Origin of the sequence: Aeromonas bivalvium, from assembly GCF_000819765.1 — a bacterium.
Lineage (GTDB): Bacteria > Pseudomonadota > Gammaproteobacteria > Enterobacterales > Aeromonadaceae > Aeromonas > Aeromonas bivalvium.
Window position 1 is genome coordinate 15,311 of sequence record NZ_CDBT01000016.1, and the last position, 18,762, is coordinate 34,072.

Sequence of the window (18,762 nt, forward strand, 5' to 3'; positions counted from 1 at the left end):
CGGTTACGAGCACATACTCGGTCAGATCGCCAGGCTGGTGGACGAGTGCGCCGAGCGGCTCGGCCAGCGCCCTGTTCTCATCGGCATGGGCACCCCGGGGGCGCGAGATCCCCAGACCGGCCTGATGAAGAACTGCAACACCACCGAGTTGAATGGCAAGCCCCTCAAGGAGGATCTGGCGCGCAGGCTGGGCGTGCCCGTGCTCATCGCCAACGACGCCAACTGCTTCGCCCTGGCGGAGACCCACCTGGGGGCGGTGCGCCAGCACCATCCCGATGCCAAGGTAGTGTTTGGCATCATCATGGGCACGGGAGTGGGGGCCGGCATCGTCATCAACGGCCAGATCCTCAACGGCCACCATGGTATCGCCGGGGAGTGGGGTCACAATGTCCTGCTGCCGGATGGGCCCGAGTGCTACTGCGGCAAGCGTGGCTGTGTCGAAACCCTCATCAGCGGCCCTGCGCTGGAGGCCTGGTATGAGGCCAAGGCCAAACGCCATCTGTCCCTGGCACGGATAGCGGCGGCGACCGCCCACGACCACGTTGCCAGACTCACCCTGGATCGGTTGCACCTATTGTTCGGCCAGGCCCTCGCCAACGTGGTCAATATTCTCGATCCGGATGTGATCGTCATCGGTGGCGGCGTGGGCAATGTGCAGAGCCTCTATCGCGCCGGGCGCGAGACGCTATTGCCCTTCCTGTTCAACCCCCGTTTCGCCACCCCCATGATAGCGCCGGCCCTGGGGGACAGCGCCGGGGTATTCGGTGCCGCACTGCTGGCCCGTGGCACCTTCCGGGAGGCGCAACTCTCATGATGCCTCCCCATCTTCTCCTCGTCGCAGGTAAGGACACTCAATCTCCATGATCAAGATTGCCATCAACGGCTATGGCCGCATCGGGCGCAACGTGCTGCGGGCCCTCTACGAGAGCGGCCGTGACAAGACCATCAAGATAGTCGCCATCAACGAGCTGGCTGCCCCCGAGGCCATGGTGCACCTCACCCGCTTCGACACCAGCCATGGTCGCTTCGGTCATCCGGTACAGCTGGCGGGAAGCCGCATGCAGGTGGGGGAGGATCTCATCGCCCTGTTTGCCGAGCGGGATCCGGCCAATCTGCCCTGGCGGGCACTGGGGGTGGACGTGGTGCTGGACTGCACCGGGGTCTTCGGCTCCCGGGCCGATGCCGAGCGCCATCTGAATGCGGGGGCGGGCAAGGTGCTCTTCTCCCATCCGGCGGATGCGGACGTGGACGCGACAATCGTTTTCGGGGTGAACCACCAGACCCTGACGGGACGGGAGCGGATCGTCTCCAATGCCTCCTGTACCACCAACTGCGTGGTGCCCGTCATCGAAACATTGCATCGAGAATTCGAGATAAATTGTGGTACTATTACGACAATTCATTCGGCCATGCACGACCAGCAAGTCATCGATGCCTACCACAGCGACTTGCGTCGAACCCGGGCCGCCAGTCAGTCCATCATCCCGGTGGATACCAAGCTGGCAAAGGGGCTGGAGCGGATCCTGCCCCATTTCGCCGGCAAGTTCGAGGCGATCGCGGTGCGGGTGCCGACCATCAATGTAACCGCCATGGATCTGAGCATTACTGTTCGTAAAAAAGTGACGGTTACTGACGTAAATCAAGCCCTGCAACGGGCATCCAGAGGTACATTACAGGGTATCCTGGACTACACGGAAGAGCCGCTGGTCTCCGTAGACTTCAATCATGATGCACACTCCTGCATCATTGATGGTACCCAGACCCGGGTGAGCGATGCCAACCTCGTCAAGATGTTGATGTGGTGCGATAACGAATGGGGCTTCGCCAACCGCATGCTGGATACCACCCGGGCCATGATGGCCGCAGGCTGAGAGCCTGCACCGGGCGCAAGGTTACTGTTTTTTTAACATTACCTGAAAATATATAGAGGACTGAATATGTCTGTTATCAAGATGACCGACCTGGATCTGGCGGGTAAACGCGTGCTGATCCGTGCTGACCTGAACGTGCCGGTAAAAGACGGCAAGGTCACTTCAGATGCACGGATCAAGGCGACTCTGCCGACCATCAAGCTGGCTCTGGAAAAGGGCGCCAAGCTGATGATCACCTCCCACCTGGGTCGTCCGACCGAGGGTGAATACAACGAAGAATTCTCCCTGGCCCCGGTCGTCAACTATCTGAAAGACGCACTGTCCTGCCCGGTCCGCCTGGCCAAGGATTACCTGGATGGCGTAGACGTCGCCGCCGGCGAGCTGGTCGTGCTGGAAAACTGCCGCTTCAACAAGGGCGAGAAGAAGAACGCCATCGATCTGGCCAAAAAATACGCCGCCCTGTGTGACGTCTTTGTAATGGATGCATTCGGTACTGCTCACCGCGCCGAAGGCTCCACCTACGGTGTGGCCCAGTTCGCCCCGGTCGCCTGTGCCGGCCCCCTGCTGGCCGGTGAACTGGACGCCCTGGGCAAGGCCATGCTCAAGCCCGAGCGCCCCATGGTTGCCATCGTTGGCGGCTCCAAGGTCTCCACCAAGCTGACCGTGCTGGAATCCCTCTCCAAGATCGCTGACCAGCTGGTTGTCGGTGGTGGCATCGCCAACACCTTCATCGCCGCTGCCGGTCACAACGTCGGCAAGTCCCTGTGCGAGCACGACCTGATCGATACCGCCAAGAAGCTGGCTGCCGAGACCAACATTCCGGTGACCACAGACGTGGTGGTCGGTGCCGAGTTCTCCGAGTCCACCCCGGCCACCATCAAGTCCGTGAGCGATGTGACCGACGGCGACATGATCTTCGACATCGGCCCTGACTCTGCCAAGGCCCTGGCCGACATCATCATGAACGCCAAGACCATACTGTGGAACGGCCCGGTCGGCGTGTTCGAGTTCGACCAGTTCGCCGCAGGCACCAAGGTGATCGCCGAAGCCATCGCCGCTTCCCCGGCCTTCTCCATCGCTGGCGGTGGTGACACCCTGGCCGCCATCGACAAGTTCGGCATCGCCGACAAGGTCTCCTACATCTCCACCGGCGGCGGCGCCTTCCTGGAGTTCGTAGAAGGCAAGGTACTGCCGGCTGTCGCGATTCTCGAAGAGCGCGCCAAAGCCTAATTGACCCGGGACGGGGGGCAAAAGCCTCCCGTTTCGTTTATCATGTGGCCGCTGTGCCGGTTCATGATGAACCCCCCACTTTTTATTAACGGCATACGAGACAGGACGATTAAACATGTCTAAGAAAATTTTCGACTTCGTAAAACCCGGCGTGATCACTGGTGATGACGTTCAGAAAGTGTTCGCCATCGCCAAGGAAAACGGCTTCGCTCTGCCGGCCGTCAACTGCGTCGGTACCGACTCCGTCAACGCCGTGCTGGAAGCTGCCGCCAAGGTCAAAGCCCCGGTCATCGTGCAGTTCTCCAACGGTGGTGCCGTGTTCACCGCCGGCAAGGGTCTGAAGCTGGAAGGCCAGCAAGCTGCCATCCTGGGTGCCATCTCCGGCGCCAAGCACGTGCACGCCGTGGCCGAAGCCTACGGTGTTCCCGTGATCCTGCACACCGACCATGCCGCCAAGAAGCTGCTGCCGTGGATCGACGGTCTGCTGGATGCGGGGGAGAAGCACTTCGCCGAAACCGGCAAGCCGCTGTTCTCCTCCCACATGCTGGATCTGTCCGAAGAGCCGCTGGAAGAGAACATCGACATCTGCTGCGAGTACCTGACCCGCATGGCCAAGCTGGACATGACCCTGGAGCTGGAACTGGGCTGCACCGGCGGTGAAGAAGACGGCGTGGACAACAGCCACCTGGATCAATCCTCCCTGTACACCCAGCCGGAAGACGTGGCCTACGCTTACGAGCGTCTGTCCAAGATCAGCCCGCGCTTCACCATCGCTGCCTCCTTCGGCAACGTGCACGGTGTGTACAAGCCGGGTAACGTCAAGCTGACCCCGACCATCCTGGATGCTTCCCAGAAGTACGTCTCCGAGAAATTCGGTCTGCCTGCCAAGTCCCTGGACTTCGTGTTCCACGGTGGCTCAGGTTCCACCCTGGAAGAGATCCGCGAATCCATCTCCTACGGTGTGGTGAAGATGAACATCGACACCGACACCCAGTGGGCGACCTGGGAAGGCGTGCTGGGCTTCTACAAGGCCAACGAAGCCTACCTGCAAGGCCAGCTGGGCAACCCGGAAGGTGCCGACAAGCCGAACAAGAAGTTCTACGATCCGCGCGTCTGGGTACGTGCCGGTCAGACTTCCATGATCGCCCGTCTGGAGAAGGCCTTCTCCGACCTGAACGCCGTCGACGTACTGTAATTCACAGCACCTCGATTGCATGAAAAGGCGCCCTTCGGGGCGCCTTTTGCATTTCTGTGATCCTGGCGGGCTGGATTGACGATGGGGGGCTGGGTATTATCGATGACACCCGTTTAATTTAGTAAACGAATGCAACCAGGCAGGATGCTGAGCATGCAGACAGGAAGACAGGGACATCAGGAACACGTGGCCTCCTATTACGCGGCCACCCGCAACGACCATCGGCAGTGGCCCGAGCTCAGTGGTGAGCTGGATGCGGACGTCTGCGTCATCGGTGGCGGTTTTACCGGCCTCAACACCGCCATCAATCTGGCCCAGGCGGGCTACAAGGTGGTGCTGCTTGAAGCCAACCGCATCGGCTGGGGGGCGTCGGGGCGCAACGGCGGCCAGCTCATTCGCGGCATAGGCCACGATACCAGCCAGTTCGCCCGTTACATCGGTGAGGAGGGCGTACGGGAGCTGGATCGGATGGGGATCGAAGCGGTACAGCTGGTGCGGGATCGGGTCGAGCGTTTCGACATCGACTGCGATCTCACCTGGGGCTATTGCGATCTTGCCACCAAGGCACGCCACCTGAAAGGGTTCGAGGAGGATGCGCAGCACCTGGCGAACCTGGGTTATGAGCATGAGTTGACGCTGGTGGCGCGCGAAGATATCCATACCGTGGTGGGATCGGATCGCTACATCGGCGGCATGATCGACATGGGCTCCGGCCACCTGCACCCCCTCAACCTGGCTCTGGGAGAGGCGCGCGCGGCGGCCAGCCTCGGCGTCGCCCTGTTCGAGCACTCCAGGGTGACCCACATCGACTACGGCGAGCGGGTCGAGGTGACCACGGCCCACGGTCGGGTGAGCAGCGATTATCTGGTGATAGGCTGCAACGCCTATCTCAACGAACTCAATCCGGAGCTGGGGGGCAAGGTGCTGCCGGCGGGCTCCTACATACTCGCCACCCAGGTGCTGGAGAAGCGGCTGCGCCAGCGATTGCTGCCGCAAAACATGGCGGTGTGCGATCAGAACGTGGCGCTGGACTACTACCGCCTCTCGGCCGATGGCCGGCTGCTGTTTGGCGGCGCCTGCAACTACTCAGGAAGGGATCCCAGGGATATCAAGGCCTTCATGCTGCCCAAGCTGCTGCGGGTCTTCCCCGAGCTCGCGGGCACCGCCATCGAGTTCCAGTGGGGGGGCATGATAGGGATTGGTGCCAACCGGCTGCCGCAGATAGGCCGCCTGGCTGATCACCCCAACGTCTTCTACGCCCAGGCCTATTCGGGTCACGGCCTCAACGCCACCCACATGGCGGGCAAGCTGGTGGCGGAGGCGATAAAGGGGGAGAGCCGGGGCTTTGATCTGTTCAGCCGCGTGCCCCACATGACCTTTCCTGGCGGTCCGGCCCTGCGTTCACCCTTGCTGGCGCTCGGTATGCTGTGGCACAGGATGAAGGATCTGCTCTAGATCAGGCGGCGGGACTGTGTACTCCCTGGGCGGGCTCGGCCAGGCGCCAGCCCTGCTCCGTCCTGACCATCCACACCTGGACCTGCTGCGCCAGCGCCTGGCCTGCCTCGAACTCGCCATATTTTCGCTCCAGCTCCATCAGCCCCATCTCCTGCTGGAAGGGGCCGGCTCTGTCATAGATCAGATCCTCGTCCTGCAGCACCCGGAGCTCTGCCAGTCCCTGCTTGAAATGGATCCGGTAGCTGACGCTGACGAGATAGACGCCTTCCTCTCGCTGTGTCTTGTCCAGCACCTGAAAATCACTGATATCAAACAGCTGGGCATCGGCGCTCCCGTGCAGTCTGGCCCTGATCTGGCCTTCTATCTCATCGGCGGCGGGCCCGGCGCTGCAGGCTGCCAGCCAGAGGGCCAGCAGGGGGATGAACCACTTTTTCATCAAGACTCCGGACGATGCGAGACGGGAAAAGGCGAATTTTGCCATGGCACGCACCATAAACAAGGGATGGCGGGAAAAATCGGCGTGGATGCCAGAAACCGAGGGCCCAGTTTGCTCCCCTGAGCCCTCGTTGCTAACGGATCCTGTCGAGCTGGCCGAGGAACTCGGCGGGCCCCATGAAGCCGGTCACCCGCTGGCCGTTCACCTCGTTGCCATCGCGATCGAAGAAGATCAGGGTCGGCAATCCCAGCACGTTCAGGCCATTGAGCAGCTCAACATCGGCGTCGTCGTTGGCGGTGACGTCTGCCTGCAGCAGCACCATGTCAGCAAAGCGCGCCCGCACCTCGGGGTCGCTGAAGGTCTTGTGCTCGAACTCCTTGCAGGCCACGCACCAGTCGGCGTAGAGATCCAGCAGCACCGGCTTGCCGCGGGCGGCGACCAGTTGCGTCTTGAGATCATCCTGGGTCTTGATGCGGATGAATCGGGGGGCCTGGATGTCGGCACTCACACCGCTTGGGGTCGGCAGCAGCAGATCCTTGCCCGCGACCATGGCGCCCATCATGGCCAGCAGCAGGGCAAAGCCGCGCAGGCTCTTGCCAGGGCCATGCTCGCTCCCCTGATTGTGATGATAGAGGTAACCACACAGCGCCAGCCCCAAGCCGAGCCAGGCCAGGTTGGTGACCTGATCGCTCCACAGCCGTGACAGCAGCAGTATGGGCACCGCCAGCAGCGCAAAACCAAACAGCTGCTTGACCACATCCATCCAGGCCCCCGCCTTGGGCAGCAGCCTGCCCCCCGAGGTGCCGAGCAGCAGCAGGGGTAGCCCCATGCCCAGCGACAGGGCGTAGAGGGCCGCGCCGCCGAGCCAGAGATCGCCGCTCTGGGCCACGTAGATGAGGGCGCCGGAGAGGGGGGCCGTGGTGCAGGGGGAGCAGACCAGTCCCGAGATCGCCCCCATGATGGCGACACCGGCGACCGAGCCGCCCTGCTGGCGGTTGGAGAGGCCCGAGAGACGGGTCTGCAGGCTGCTCGGCAGTTGCAGGCTGTAGAGCCCGAACATGGAGAGGGCCAGCAGCACGAACATGACGGAGAGGCCGATCAGCACATAGGGGTGCTGCAGGGCCGCCTGGAATTGCAACCCGGCCGACGCCACCACCAGCCCGAGCAGGGTGTAGGTGAGCGCCATCCCCTGCACATAGACGAAGGAGAGCAGGAAGGCGCGTCGGGTGGAGAGGCGGTGCCCCGCCCCTGCGATGATGCCGGTGAGGATGGGATACATGGGGAAGACGCAGGGGGTGAAGGCAAGGCCGAGGCCGAGTGCAAAGAAGGCGACGACGCTGAGCCAGAAGCCCTGGCTGCCGAGGGCGGCGGCCAGCCGGTCCTGCTGGCTGGCGGTGGCATCCTGAGTGGCGGCGCCGGTCAGGGTGCCGGGCCGGATCGCCGGCTCGTCCGCGGCGCCAAGGGGGCTCAGGGCGATCACCTTGTCGGTGGGGGGGTAGCAGAGCCCCTCGGTGCAGCCCTGATAGCTGACGTGCAGCCGACCCCCTTCATCGACCCGGGTGAGTTGCAGTGGGATCTCCACCTGCCGGTAGTAGACCTGAGTCTTGCCGAAGAAGTCATCCTCATGGTCCGTGCCCGGCGGGAGCGCAGGGGGGGCGACGTCGGCGTTCTCCCCCTTGAAGGCGAAGCGGTGGCGATAGAGGTAGTAACCCTCGGCAATCTGCAGGCGCACCGTCAGTTGGGCCCCCTCTTGCACGGCATCGAGGGCGAAGGCCTCATCGACCTTGAGAAAGCGGGGGGCCTGCTGGCCCAGGCCGAGCAAGGCAAGGGGATCCACATTGGCCCTGACGAGGGCGGGGGCCAGCCCGGTCAGCAGGGCAGTGAGCAGCAGGAGCGGGGAAAGAAGGCGGGTCATGAGGTTTCCTGTGTCAGCCAGTCAAGATAGGGCCCATGGCCGCCCGTGACGGGCAGGGTGATCAGCTCGGGGGTGTCATAGGGATGCAGGGCCAGGATCGCCTGCTCGATGGCGGCAAACAGCGGCATTCGGGACTTGATGATGAGCTGGATTTCGCTGGCGCGCTCAACCTTCCCCTGCCAGCGGTAGAGGGAGCGCACCCCGGGCAGCTGGTTGATGCAGGCCGCGAGGCGGCGCTCGAGCAGCTGCTCGCTGATGAGGTCGGCGCTCGCCTGATCCGGGCAGGTACAGAGCAGCAAGATGGCATCCGTCATGGGGCAAGGGTCTCCGTGGGTCGTACGACAGGGCGACAGGCCCCGCTCACTATACCGAGATGCGCCCCAAAAAGCACAGCAGGGCGCGCGGGGCCCGGGGGTAAATAAGAGTGTCGTGCGGGATGGACGCTCTTGAGCGGACAGGGCAAAATGAGCGGGCCTGTTCCCCTAGACGTAAGGATATGTATGACCCAACAGAACGAGCAGCAGAAGACTCGCATGCTGAGCCTGCTACGCGATGGTGAGCGCCGGATGTTGACCCAGTTGTCGGGCCTGCTGCGCAGCTGTGCGGACGAGATCAATGCCGAACTCGGCAAGGAAGAGCTGCTGGAGACCCTGGAGCAGCCCATCACGGTCGAATACCTGAGCGGCGTGGTCCAGCATCATCTGTTCGAGCGTTTGCACAAGGGGGACATGGTGGCGGCCCAGCGTCTGCTGAGCCAGTACCAGCAGGAGATCGCCGCCGTATCGGGCAAGGAGGCGAGTGCACAGCCAGAAGAGGCGCCCCTCGCCACTGCCCAGGCCTGATCCCTCTCCCCGAGCCAGAGGCAGACTTGCTGCCGCCTCTGGCCCTCCTTCCCTTCATCGGCATTTTCCGAGTCCCCTCCGCCGTCTTGACCCGGCCTGTTGCTGCCCTGCATTCCTTGTGCTCTGTTGATCCTGGGCTTGACGTCCATGGCGGCCATATCCCCTGTCTGGCTTTCTGCTTCGGGATCTTTATCTAGCCAGGCTGCTGCCTGTTGGCGTTCTGGCAGCATATTGCACTATCGCCTTGCCTGCCTGTTGGGAGGCCTGTGTATCATCTTTGCTGCTGGCATTTAATTCCGTGACTCAGGCAAAAATCAGTGATTATGGTCTGATTGCTTGGTGTTAAATCTCGTCATGTATCTAATATCTCATCTTTTAAACAAATTTATAGGTTGATGCCGCTGTGGCTTTATTTGAGTCAAAGCTCTGTATTTCTGCCGAAAGTGGCGGTAAATGCTGAACTTTTGATCCAAGTCACAGGCTTTGACAGTGATATATACCATTTGTAGCAAAAATGTTTCTTGGGTGTAGAGTCTGCCTTCGTCAGATCGCGATAGTGATATTGACTACAAAAACAATACAAGACAGACAATCACACACAGGAGCAGTCCCATGGATAAGTCTCTCTCGTCCCGCATCTTCGTCGGCCTGTTTGCCGGCCTGGTGCTGGGCAGTGCCATCCAGTATCTCTTCCCCGGCCAGCCATTGCTGGATACCTGGGTCGTCGGCAGCGCCAGCGGCATAGGGGGCATGTTCGTCTCCCTGATCAAGCTGATGGTCATCCCCCTGGTCTACATCTCCATCGTCTGCGGGGTATGCGAGCTGAAAGACGTGGCGAGTTTCGGTCGCCTCGGCACCAAGACACTGCTGCTCTACATAGGCAATACCGTGCTGGCCATCACGGCCGCCCTGACGGTGGGCCTGCTGCTGCAACCCGGTCTGGGGGCCCATCTGCCCCTGGCCGCAGAGGCGGTGGACATAGGCAACACCAGCACCCCTGACATCGGCAAGATGATCATGAACATAGTGCCGAGCAACCCGATCCAGGCGTTTGCCTCCGGCGACATGCTGCAGATTATCTTCATGGCGATCCTGACCGGTCTGGCCATTCAGGCCCTGGACAAGCGCGGCGGCCCTGCGGTCAACGCGTTTCGCATCGCCAACGAGGTGATGATGAAACTGGTGGGCCTGGTGATGAAGCTGGCACCGTACGGCGTGTTCGCCCTCATGGTGCAGCTGGGCGCCACCATGGCGGCCGATACCCTGATGTCGGTGGCCAGTTATGTGCTGCTGGTGGTGGCCATGCTGGTGGGCTGGATCTTCCTGGTCTATCCGCTGCTGGTCTGGTTGCTGACCGGGATCAAGCCTGCCGAGTTTCGTCGCAAGACACGCGAGCAGGTGCTCTTCTCCCTGTCGACCGCCAGCTCCAACGCTACCATTCCGGTGACCATGCGCACCCTCACCGAGAAGTTTGGGGTCAGCAAGTCCATCGCGGGCTTCGGCGTGCCGCTCGGGGCCACCATGAACATGTCAGGTGTCTCCATCTACATCACGCTGGCGACCCTGTTCGTGGCCAACGCCACCGGCGCCAGCATCAACAGCGCGGATCTGCTCTCCATCGGCTTCACCGTGCTGATCCTCTCCATCGGCGCGGGGGGCGTGCCCGGCGGTGGCGTGGTCATGATAGGGGTGATGCTGATGCAACTCGGCCTGCCCATGGAGGCGCTCGCCATCATCATGGCGGTGGATCGTATCAATGACATGTTCTGCACCTCCTCCAACGTGGTGGGGGATACCGCGGTCTGCGTGGTGGTGGCCAAGTCCGAGAATGGTATCGGGGTGGAAGAGGCTCAGCCCGAGCAGGCGGCGGCCTGATACCGCGTCACTGCCCCGGCCGAGCGGCCGGGCTGGGTCATCGAAAGGTCCACCTCGGGGTGGACCTTTTTCATGGGAGCCTGGGGGTCAGATGCCCTGCGCCGTCTGAACCGGGATGGGAAAGACCCTGTCGTAGAGCAGGTTGTAGACGAAGGCATAGACCAGATAGAAGAGCACGAAGCCCAGATCCAGCACCAGAGCCTCCAGCAGGCTGATCTCCAGCCACCAGGCCATGGCGGGCAGGGCCACGGTCAGCAGGCCCCCTTCGAACCCGATGGCGTGCCATACCCGCTGCCACAGGCTCTTGCGCGTATGCCCCTGGCGTTGTTGCAGCAAACGGTCAAATCCGAGGTTGTAGACATAGTTCCAGAGGGTGGCCAGCACGGAGAAGAAGAGGGCAAGTGGCCCCATGTGGCTCAGGGCCACCCCGGTCAACCAGCTGGCGAGGGGGGCGGCGATCAGCAGGCCAATCAATTCAAAGCCGATGGCGTGGCGCAGACGATCACGGACGGTACGCATCTCTATCTCTCTCTTCAGGTGTTGATATGGGCAGAAATCTATCGCTAAACTGCGATAGTTTCACGTTGGTATCCATCTGTTTTGTAGATACATCATGGCCCTGATGCTGGGCCAGCACTGGCAAGGAATCTCCCCATGAATCTCTCTTTGGAACAGCTCAAGGCCTTGCTGGCGGCGGCCGAGACCGGCTCTTTCTCCGCCGCGGCCCGCCGCCTCGGCAAGGCGCAATCCGTGGTGAGCAGCGCCATCGCCAATCTGGAGATAGATCTGGGGGTCGAACTGTTCGATCGCCGCGGCCGCTATCCGGTGCTGACCGCGGCCGGTGAGCGATTGCTGGTGGAGGCCAGGGCCGTGCTCGCCAGCAGCGAGCAGTTGCAGGCGGTGGCCCACGAGCTCCATGGCGGGGTGGAGGCCAGGCTGACCCTGGCCATCGACGACGATTCCCAGCTGCCCTGGGTCGCCGAGGTGCTGGATCGCTTCGCCCAGACCTTCCCCGCCATCGAGCTGGAGCTGCTGTTTCCCATGCTCGAAGATCTCACCCATCTGCTGCGGGAGGGGCGGGCCCAGCTCGGCATCAGTTACGAGCGGCTGCAAGCGAGCCGGGATCTGGAGTTTCATGCCTTGGGTCGCCTGCGCCTGCCCATCGTCGTGGCACCGGCTCATCCCCTGGCCCGGTTGGCGCGGGTCGGGCTCGGCGATCTCAAGGGGGAGCGCCAGCTGATGGTCACCGGCCAGCGGGGCGGCGGGGAGCGGGAGCGTTTTCGCTTCGCGCCGAGCGTCTGGTGGGTGGAGGGGGACTGGGGCGTGCTCGAGCTCATCAAGCGGGGTCTGGGTTGGGGTTCCGTGCCCGAATACCTGTTGCAGGGGCCCCTGGCCAGGGGGGAGGTGGTGGTGCTGCCGGTGGATTTTCTCGAGCAGCAGTGGAGCATGGGACTGGAGCTGCTGTGGCGGCGGGATCAGCCGCTGGGGCCGGCGGGCCGCTGGCTCAGGGAGGCGCTGGTGATCCATGCCCGTCAGGTGTTCAGGGGGTAAGCAGAGTCGGTTTCACCGCCAGGTGGGTGGCAGCAAAAAGGCCCTTGCGGGCCTTGATACGAGTGGCGCGGCTCAGTCGTCCAGCGCGTAGGGCAGGGGTTGCAGGTGCAGCCGTGACCCCTCCTCCTGCTTGAGGCGAAACAGGGCGTCGGCCTCGGTATCCTTGGGCAGCACGGCGGTGAGCCAGACCTGACCATCCTGCTGCCAGGCATTGAGCACCAGGCCGCTGCGGCGCCAGTGCTCGCCGAGCTGCCGCTCCAGGGTATCGCCGCTGGCGACCGTGGCACTGGCCTCGCCGGCCAGCACGAACAGGGCCCGGTTGCTGGCGCCGCGATACTTGGCACGGGCCACCGTCTCCTGGCCCATGTAGCAGCCCTTGGTGAAGCTGATGCCGCCGAGGGCCTGCAGGTTGATCATCTGGGGAATGTATTCCCCCTGATGGACCGCCTCCAGGTGAGGGATGCCGGCGGCTATGTCCAGGGCCCACCAGAGATCCTGGCTGGCCTGCGGCAGGGCCAGGGCGGGATCCTGCTCGCTCACCAGCAGCCAGCGGTCGGGGGCGACCCGGGCTGCCATGCCAGAGGGGGTCAGTCCCGTGTCGCTGAGACCGAACTCGGTGGCGATCCAGGCATCCGTGCCCGTGCCCGCGATGGCCAGGCTGGTCCAGTCGCACGGCTGGATATCGACCCGGGCGAACACGGCAAATTTCTTGAGCTCAGGCAGCTGGCGTGCCAGCAGGGAGGCCCTGGTCTGCAACAGCAGGCTCTCTTGCAGGCAGTAGAGGCGAAAATCGCCCCACAGCTTGCCCTTGGCATCGCAGTGGCCGCCCAGGGTGCTCTGGCCGGGGGCGAGGGCATTGACGTCACAGGTGACCTGACCTTGCAGGTATTTGGCTCTCTCTTCGCCGGTGAGGCGGACCAGAGCCAGGCCGGTCAGGGGGAATTGGGTAGGCTCGGCAGGGAAAACAGGGGCTTGCAGGCTCACGATCGCATTCCTGGGACAAAAGTATGTGACCTGCATGGTAAAGACGTAAGGAATGTTTGTCAGCCGGAAAATCCTGCTGTTACCATCCCCGGGTCTTTGTAAGGAGAGAGCCATGTTGAGCCCCATCGAGAAATCCCGCCTGAAGTGGGCCTGCCGTCGTGGCATGCTCGAGCTGGATGTGATCTTTATGCCCTTTTTCGAACACGAGTTCGACTCCCTGAGCGAGGCCGAGCAGCAGACCTTCATCCGTTTGCTGGCGTGCGAGGATCCCGAGCTGTTTCGCTGGAGCATGGGCCACGGGGTGCCGGATGATCCCGATTTTGCCGCCATGATCCCCCTGATCCTGGCGCGCAACCAGGCTCGCCACGACGCCAAGTTGTAAGGTCGGCATGCAGATCCCCGTCATCGTCTCCCGGCGCCAGCAGCTCTGTCTGCTGGCGTTGTTCTTGGGGATGCTCTGGCCTGTGTCTGCGCTGATCCAGGGCGGCTTGTGGGGACTGTTTCTGCCGGTCTGGGCCCTGGGCCTGACCCTGGCCCTGCGCCAGTCGCGCCGGGTGAGCGCGCCACTGCTCTGGGAGCGGGAGTGGCTGAGCTGGCAGGGCGGGCGCTACCGGATCGGACCGCGCAGCTGCATCCTGCCCGGCGCGCTCTGGCTCCAGCTGCTGGGGGAGCAGGGCGGACAAGCCCGGCTCTGGTTGTTCGCCGATGCCCTGGCCCCCGAACACTATCGCGCCCTGGCCCGGGCCGTGCACCTCAATCCGGCCCGCAAGGGGAACCGCTGACTGGCCAGAATGACAGACCCCGCACTCGGCGGGGTCTGTGGTGATGGCGCTGCGGATCAATCCCTGTCCGGGGTCAACACGGTCGGCCTGGGGTTGGCCTGCATGTCCGGGAAGTCCAGGTTGTAGTGCAGGCCGCGAGACTCCTTGCGCTGCAGGGCGCAGTTGACGATGAGCTCGGCCACCTGCAGCAGGTTGCGCAGCTCCAGCAGGTTGTTGGAGACCCGGAAGTTGGCGTAGTACTCCTGCACCTCCTGCTTGAGCAGATCGATGCGGCGCTTGGCCCGTTCGAGCCGCTTGTTGGTACGCACTATCCCCACATAGTCCCACATCATCAGTCGCAGCTCGTGCCAGTTGTGCTGGATCACCACCTGCTCGTCCGAATCGTCCACCAGGCTCTCGTCCCAGGCGGGCAGGGCCGGGGGCTCCACGCTCATGGGCAGCTTGGCCAGGATGTCGGCCCCCGCCTGATGGGCATAGACCACGCATTCGAGCAGGGAGTTGGAGGCCATGCGGTTGGCGCCGTGCAGACCGGTATAGGTCACTTCGCCGATGGCATAGAGCCCGGGAATGTCGGTCTGGCCGTTGTTGTCTATCATCACGCCGCCACAGGTGTAGTGGGCCGCCGGGACTATGGGCATCGCCTCCCTGGTGATGTCGATACCGACCGCCATGCAACGCTCATAAATGGTCGGGAAGTGCTTGATGATGAACTCCGCCGGCTTGTGGCTGATGTCCAGATACATGCAGTCGGCGCCCAGGCGCTTCATCTCGTGGTCGATGGCGCGGGCGACGATGTCTCGCGGCGCCAGCTCGGCCCGCTCGTCAAAATCTTCCATGAAACGGCTGCCGTCCGGGCGGCGCAGATAGGCCCCCTCGCCACGCAGGGCTTCGGTCAGCAGGAAGTTGGGGTCGTCCGGGTGGTACAGGCTGGTGGGGTGGAACTGGTTGAATTCCAGGTTCGCCACCCGGCAGCCGGCACGCCAGGCCATGGCGATGCCATCCCCCGAGCTCACATCCGGGTTGGAGGTGTATTGGTACACCTTGGAGGCGCCGCCGGTGGCCAGGGCCACGAAGCGGGCGCGGATCACCTCGACCTGTTCGGCGTTGCGGTTCCAGACATAGGCTCCCAGCACCCGGTTGCCCGGCAGACCCAGCTTGCGGGTGGTGATGAGATCGACCGCGTTGAAGCGCTCCATCAGCTGGATATTGGGGTGGGCGCGCACCTGGTCGACCAGCGTGGTCTGCACCGCCTTGCCGGTGGCGTCCGCCGCATGGAAGATGCGGCGATGGCTGTGGCCCCCTTCCCGGGTCAGGTGATAGTGGGGCTCGCCGTGGTCGTCCTCCTCCTGATCGAAGGGGACCCCCTGCTGGATCAACCACTGAATGGAGTCGCGGGCGTGGCGGGCGGTGAACTCGACGACCCCCGGGTCGCACAGGCCGGCGCCTGCGTTGAGCGTGTCACTGACATGGGATTCGATGCTGTCGGTTTCGTCAAACACGGCAGCGATGCCTCCTTGCGCATAGAAGGTGGCCCCCTCACTGATGGGCCCCTTGCTCAGAACCAGGACCTTGGCCTGATCTGCCAATCGCAAGGCGAGGGACAGACCGGCGGCACCGCTGCCAATGATGAGCACGTCGCAAAGGTATTCAACACTTGCTTTCATAAGTATCATTGGCCTGGATAAAGAACTGGCACCATGGTAGCCCAAGCGAGGGTAACGATGCAGCCCACATCACCTTTTTTTAAACTAAAGCGAACTTTCTCTGATTTTCCCTGTCTGAACTTGTGCGCTTAGGAAAGGCCGGAAAAGAAGAACGATAACCTTAATGGGGGTCTTACGGCCTGATGAGCGACCAGAATTTACTGGACGAACAGCTGGTTGAGCGAGTCCAACGTGGCGATAAAAACGCGTTCAACCTGTTGGTAACGAAATACCAGCACAAGGTGGTCAACCTGGTGGCCAGGTATGTCAACAATCCCGGTGATGTGCCGGACGTAGCGCAAGAGGCCTTTATCAAAGCCTATCGGGCGCTGCCGACATTCCGTGGTGAGAGTGCGTTTTACACCTGGTTGTACCGAATTGCCGTCAATACGGCCAAGAATTACATCACCTCCCAAGGGCGCAGGCCGCCCAGCAGTGACGTGGAGGCCGACGAGGCAGAATACTACGGCGGTGGAGAGGCCCTGCAAGAGGTCGCCACCCCGGAGAATCTGGCACTGACCGACGAGATCAAGCGGACAGTGTTTGCCGCCATAGAGGCGCTGCCTGAGGACTTGAGGACAGCCATCACCCTTCGTGAACTGGAAGGGCTGAGTTATGAAGAGATTGCCGAAATCATGGATTGCCCTGTGGGTACGGTCAGATCCCGCATCTTCAGGGCGAGGGACGCAATCGACAAAAAGCTGAAACCTCTGACTGAGAATTAAACTGGGGAAGACAGGTTAACTTATGGCGAACAAACAGCAAATCTCGGCCCTGATGGATGGTGACCTGAGTGATGTTCAGGAACTCGATGCCCTGGCGATGGATGCCGAGGGACGGGATACCTGGAGCCGTTACCATCTGATCGGTGATGCCATGCGGGGAGATCTGCCGCTCAATCTGCGGCTGGATCTCAGCGACAAGATAGCCATGGCCCTCGATGAGGAGCCGACCATACTGGCTCCCGTAGCGGCACCTGCCCCTCAGGTTGTGCCAGCGCGGCAGACGGCCCGGGTCCTTCCCTTCTTGCGCCGGGCGGGTCAACAGTTTGGCCAGTATGCCATCGCCGCCTCGGTCGCCGCCGCCGTCATCTTCGGGGTGCAGCAGTATCAGGGTCAGGATCCGGCACTGCAGAGCAATCCTGTGCTCAATACCATACCCATAGGGGGCAGCGCCTCGCCGGTGAGCGTGCATTACCCTCAGGATGCTGAGCGCAATGCCCGCCAGCAGGCCCTGAGCGAGCAACAGGTGAATGAGCAAAGAGCCAGGATCAATGCGTTCCTGCGCGATCACCAGTTGCAGCAGCGCCTGTTGCAAGACAAGCAGGTCCAAGAATAAGGGCCTGTCAGCCATCACTCTCTCAGGAATGTTATCGTGCGCCAGTTCAGCCGTATCCTGCTGGCCTCTGCCCTGTTGATTTGTGCCAAGGCCTCGGCCGACGAAATGTCGGCCGAGGCCTTGTTGCAGCAGATGCAGAGAGCCGCCACCCAACAGAATTTCGAACTCGCCATGGTCAAGGCGAGACAGGGACGGCTCGAGCCGATCCGGATCAGCCATGCCATCATCGACGGCAAGGAAGTTGCCCACCTCAGTTATCTGGATGGCAAGGCGGTGGAATATCTGCAGCGCCAGGATGAGTTCACCTTCTTCGAGAACACCCACGAGCCATACACGCTCAAGGGGGGGCGCTTCCCCGGCATCTGGTCCACCCTGGTCAACATGCCGCTGGCGCGGGTGCTGGCCAGTTATGATCTGGTGGTGGCCGGTCGCAGCCGGGTGGCGGGTCGGGTCTCCCAGGTGGTCCGCATGGTGCCCAAGGAGGCGGACAAGTATGGTTTCGTGCTCTGGCTCGATGAAGAGAGTCATTTGCTGCTTAGGTCGGACATGATCGACAAGGAAGGCAATCTGGTGGAGCAGGTGCTTGGGGTGGATCTCGATCTGATGTCGGCGCCGTCCCCCTGGCTGGTCACCCTGGCCAACAGCAAGCTGCCCCATGCCCTGACGCTGGAGGATGCCTACCCCGCCCCCCAGCAGGTGCTCAACTGGCAGGTGACCTGGTTGCCGGAAGGCTTCAAGCTGCTATCGCAAGACAAGCATCAGCTGGTGACCACCAGCACCCCGGTGGACTATATGATGCTCTCCGATGGCCTGGTGGATCTCTCCGTCTATGTGGCCAGGGTCGACCCGGATCAGGCGGTGCGTCAGCAATTGATCCGCCAGGGGGCCACCTCCCTGGTCAGCTTCGTCAACGATGTCGGGGTCGAAATCACCGTGGTGGGGGAGATCCCGGCCGACACCGCCAAGCGCATCGCCGAGTCGGTACGGCCGCTCTCTCGCAATGAGACGGTGCAGTAAGGACGCCCATGACGTATGGTGGGCGGGATCCCATGGCGCAGGAGTGACACCTTGGATGAAATGAGCGAAGAGCTGGCGACCGTGGTCGCCATCGACGATCGGCACGTCTGGGTCGAGTGTGAGCGGCGCTCCGCCTGCAGTGGTTGCCAGCAGCAGCCCCATTGCGGCACCGGTACTGTGGCCAAGGCCTTTCCCCAGGGTCACCAGCGGATCCGGGTCGCCCGCACCATGACGCTGGCGGTGGGCCAGCAGGTGCGCCTTGGCATTCCCCGGCAGAGCCTGCTGCGGGGGGCGGCTCTGGTCTATGTGCTGCCGCTGTTCTGCCTGCTGGTGGGCGCCCTGTTCGGCCAGCTCTGGCTGGCTCCTCTGCTTGGCGCGGGGGAGGGGGTCACCATCCTCAGTTGTCTGGGGGGCGGTGCCCTGGGTTTCTTGCTGGTACGTTTTTATTCGAACCGTCTCGATCGGGGGGCTTATGGCCCCCGTATTCTGGGAGCCGTGCTCACCACTCGCTCCCTTGTTTAACCATGTTGGCCCCCCTTGATTGACCCGCCGACTAAAGATTGGCCGT

The 18,762-nt window shown here is 62.6% G+C and carries 20 protein-coding genes; 14 read left to right on the top strand and 6 right to left on the bottom strand.

Annotation, left to right across the window (positions count from 1 at the left end; translation table 11 throughout):
- The 5 genes from BN1119_RS06000 to BN1119_RS06020 form a co-directional block, all read left to right on the top strand.
- Positions 1–814: ROK family protein (locus BN1119_RS06000; RefSeq protein WP_041995282.1), on the top strand; the 814-nt coding region annotated here is incomplete at its 5' end.
- A gap of 46 nt (positions 815–860) precedes the next feature.
- Complete coding sequence (gene epd, locus BN1119_RS06005; protein WP_041995285.1) at positions 861–1,871, top strand: erythrose-4-phosphate dehydrogenase; 1,011 nt, start codon at positions 861–863, stop codon at positions 1,869–1,871.
- A 66-nt stretch (positions 1,872–1,937) separates the two neighbouring features.
- Positions 1,938–3,101, top strand: a complete 1,164-nt coding sequence (locus BN1119_RS06010; protein WP_041995287.1) for a phosphoglycerate kinase — start codon at positions 1,938–1,940, stop codon at positions 3,099–3,101.
- 115 nt (positions 3,102–3,216) lie between these two features.
- On the top strand, positions 3,217–4,296 hold the full coding sequence (gene fbaA, locus BN1119_RS06015; protein ID WP_041995289.1) for a class II fructose-bisphosphate aldolase: 1,080 nt from the start codon (positions 3,217–3,219) through the stop codon (positions 4,294–4,296).
- Positions 4,297–4,449: 153 nt separating this feature from the next.
- Positions 4,450–5,751, top strand: coding sequence for an NAD(P)/FAD-dependent oxidoreductase (locus BN1119_RS06020; RefSeq protein ID WP_041995291.1), 1,302 nt, complete (start codon positions 4,450–4,452; stop codon positions 5,749–5,751).
- A gap of 1 nt (position 5,752) precedes the next feature.
- Here BN1119_RS06020 and BN1119_RS06025 read toward each other — a convergent pair whose 3' ends face one another.
- The 3 genes from BN1119_RS06025 to cutA form a co-directional block, all read right to left on the bottom strand.
- A complete protein-coding gene (locus BN1119_RS06025) occupies positions 5,753–6,187 on the bottom strand; it encodes a hypothetical protein (protein WP_041995293.1) in 435 nt (144 codons plus the stop codon).
- Between the two features lie 133 nt (positions 6,188–6,320).
- On the bottom strand, positions 6,321–8,102 hold the full coding sequence (locus BN1119_RS06030; RefSeq protein ID WP_041995295.1) for a protein-disulfide reductase DsbD: 1,782 nt from the start codon (positions 8,100–8,102) through the stop codon (positions 6,321–6,323).
- Positions 8,099–8,416 carry a divalent-cation tolerance protein CutA gene (cutA, locus tag BN1119_RS06035; protein ID WP_041995297.1) on the bottom strand — a complete coding sequence of 106 codons (318 nt, stop codon included), beginning with the start codon at positions 8,414–8,416 and terminating at the stop codon, positions 8,099–8,101. The genes BN1119_RS06030 and cutA overlap by 4 nt, the downstream gene beginning before the upstream one ends.
- Positions 8,417–8,602: 186 nt before the next feature.
- Between cutA and BN1119_RS06040 the strand changes: the two genes are divergently transcribed.
- Both BN1119_RS06040 and BN1119_RS06045 read left to right on the top strand, forming a co-directional pair.
- On the top strand, positions 8,603–8,944 hold the full coding sequence (locus BN1119_RS06040) for a hypothetical protein (protein ID WP_041995299.1): 342 nt from the start codon (positions 8,603–8,605) through the stop codon (positions 8,942–8,944).
- Between the two features lie 612 nt (positions 8,945–9,556).
- Positions 9,557–10,819 carry a dicarboxylate/amino acid:cation symporter gene (locus BN1119_RS06045; protein WP_041995301.1) on the top strand — a complete coding sequence of 421 codons (1,263 nt, stop codon included), beginning with the start codon at positions 9,557–9,559 and terminating at the stop codon, positions 10,817–10,819.
- A gap of 87 nt (positions 10,820–10,906) precedes the next feature.
- Here the strand turns inward: BN1119_RS06045 and BN1119_RS06050 are convergent, their stop codons facing one another.
- Positions 10,907–11,338 carry a PACE efflux transporter gene (locus BN1119_RS06050; protein ID WP_041995303.1) on the bottom strand — a complete coding sequence of 144 codons (432 nt, stop codon included), beginning with the start codon at positions 11,336–11,338 and terminating at the stop codon, positions 10,907–10,909.
- A 135-nt stretch (positions 11,339–11,473) separates the two neighbouring features.
- Between BN1119_RS06050 and BN1119_RS06055 the strand changes: the two genes are divergently transcribed.
- Positions 11,474–12,370 carry a LysR family transcriptional regulator gene (locus BN1119_RS06055; protein ID WP_041995305.1) on the top strand — a complete coding sequence of 299 codons (897 nt, stop codon included), beginning with the start codon at positions 11,474–11,476 and terminating at the stop codon, positions 12,368–12,370.
- Between the two features lie 72 nt (positions 12,371–12,442).
- Here the strand turns inward: BN1119_RS06055 and ygfZ are convergent, their stop codons facing one another.
- The gene (gene ygfZ / locus BN1119_RS06060; RefSeq protein WP_409337744.1) at positions 12,443–13,348 is read right to left on the bottom strand and encodes a tRNA-modifying protein YgfZ; all 906 of its coding nucleotides are present in this window, start codon (positions 13,346–13,348) and stop codon (positions 12,443–12,445) included.
- 118 nt (positions 13,349–13,466) lie between these two features.
- On the opposite strand from ygfZ, the gene BN1119_RS06065 reads away from it, so the two are divergent.
- Together BN1119_RS06065 and BN1119_RS06070 are read left to right on the top strand one after the other, a co-directional pair.
- Positions 13,467–13,736: an FAD assembly factor SdhE gene (locus BN1119_RS06065; protein ID WP_041995309.1), complete on the top strand. Its 270-nt coding sequence runs from the start codon at positions 13,467–13,469 to the stop codon at positions 13,734–13,736.
- Positions 13,737–13,749: 13 nt separating this feature from the next.
- Entirely contained in the window at positions 13,750–14,136 is a 387-nt protein-coding gene (locus BN1119_RS06070; RefSeq protein WP_041995432.1) for a protein YgfX, read from the top strand.
- A gap of 56 nt (positions 14,137–14,192) precedes the next feature.
- Here the strand turns inward: BN1119_RS06070 and nadB are convergent, their stop codons facing one another.
- Positions 14,193–15,800 (bottom strand): L-aspartate oxidase, encoded by a 1,608-nt coding sequence (gene nadB, locus BN1119_RS06075; RefSeq protein WP_041995310.1) that lies wholly within the window; start codon positions 15,798–15,800, stop codon positions 14,193–14,195.
- 182 nt (positions 15,801–15,982) lie between these two features.
- Here nadB and rpoE point away from each other — a divergent pair, with 182 nt between their 5' ends.
- The 4 genes from rpoE to BN1119_RS06095 are packed head-to-tail and all read left to right on the top strand — an operon-like array spanning position 15,983 to position 18,716.
- Positions 15,983–16,564, top strand: a complete 582-nt coding sequence (gene rpoE, locus BN1119_RS06080) for an RNA polymerase sigma factor RpoE (RefSeq protein ID WP_041995312.1) — start codon at positions 15,983–15,985, stop codon at positions 16,562–16,564.
- A gap of 22 nt (positions 16,565–16,586) precedes the next feature.
- Positions 16,587–17,177, top strand: a complete 591-nt coding sequence (locus tag BN1119_RS06085; protein WP_041995314.1) for a sigma-E factor negative regulatory protein — start codon at positions 16,587–16,589, stop codon at positions 17,175–17,177.
- Between the two features lie 36 nt (positions 17,178–17,213).
- Positions 17,214–18,194 (top strand): MucB/RseB C-terminal domain-containing protein, encoded by a 981-nt coding sequence (locus tag BN1119_RS06090; protein WP_041995316.1) that lies wholly within the window; start codon positions 17,214–17,216, stop codon positions 18,192–18,194.
- Positions 18,195–18,254: 60 nt separating this feature from the next.
- Positions 18,255–18,716 (top strand): SoxR reducing system RseC family protein, encoded by a 462-nt coding sequence (locus tag BN1119_RS06095; RefSeq protein ID WP_041995318.1) that lies wholly within the window; start codon positions 18,255–18,257, stop codon positions 18,714–18,716.
- The last annotated feature ends 46 nt before the right edge of the window (positions 18,717–18,762 follow it).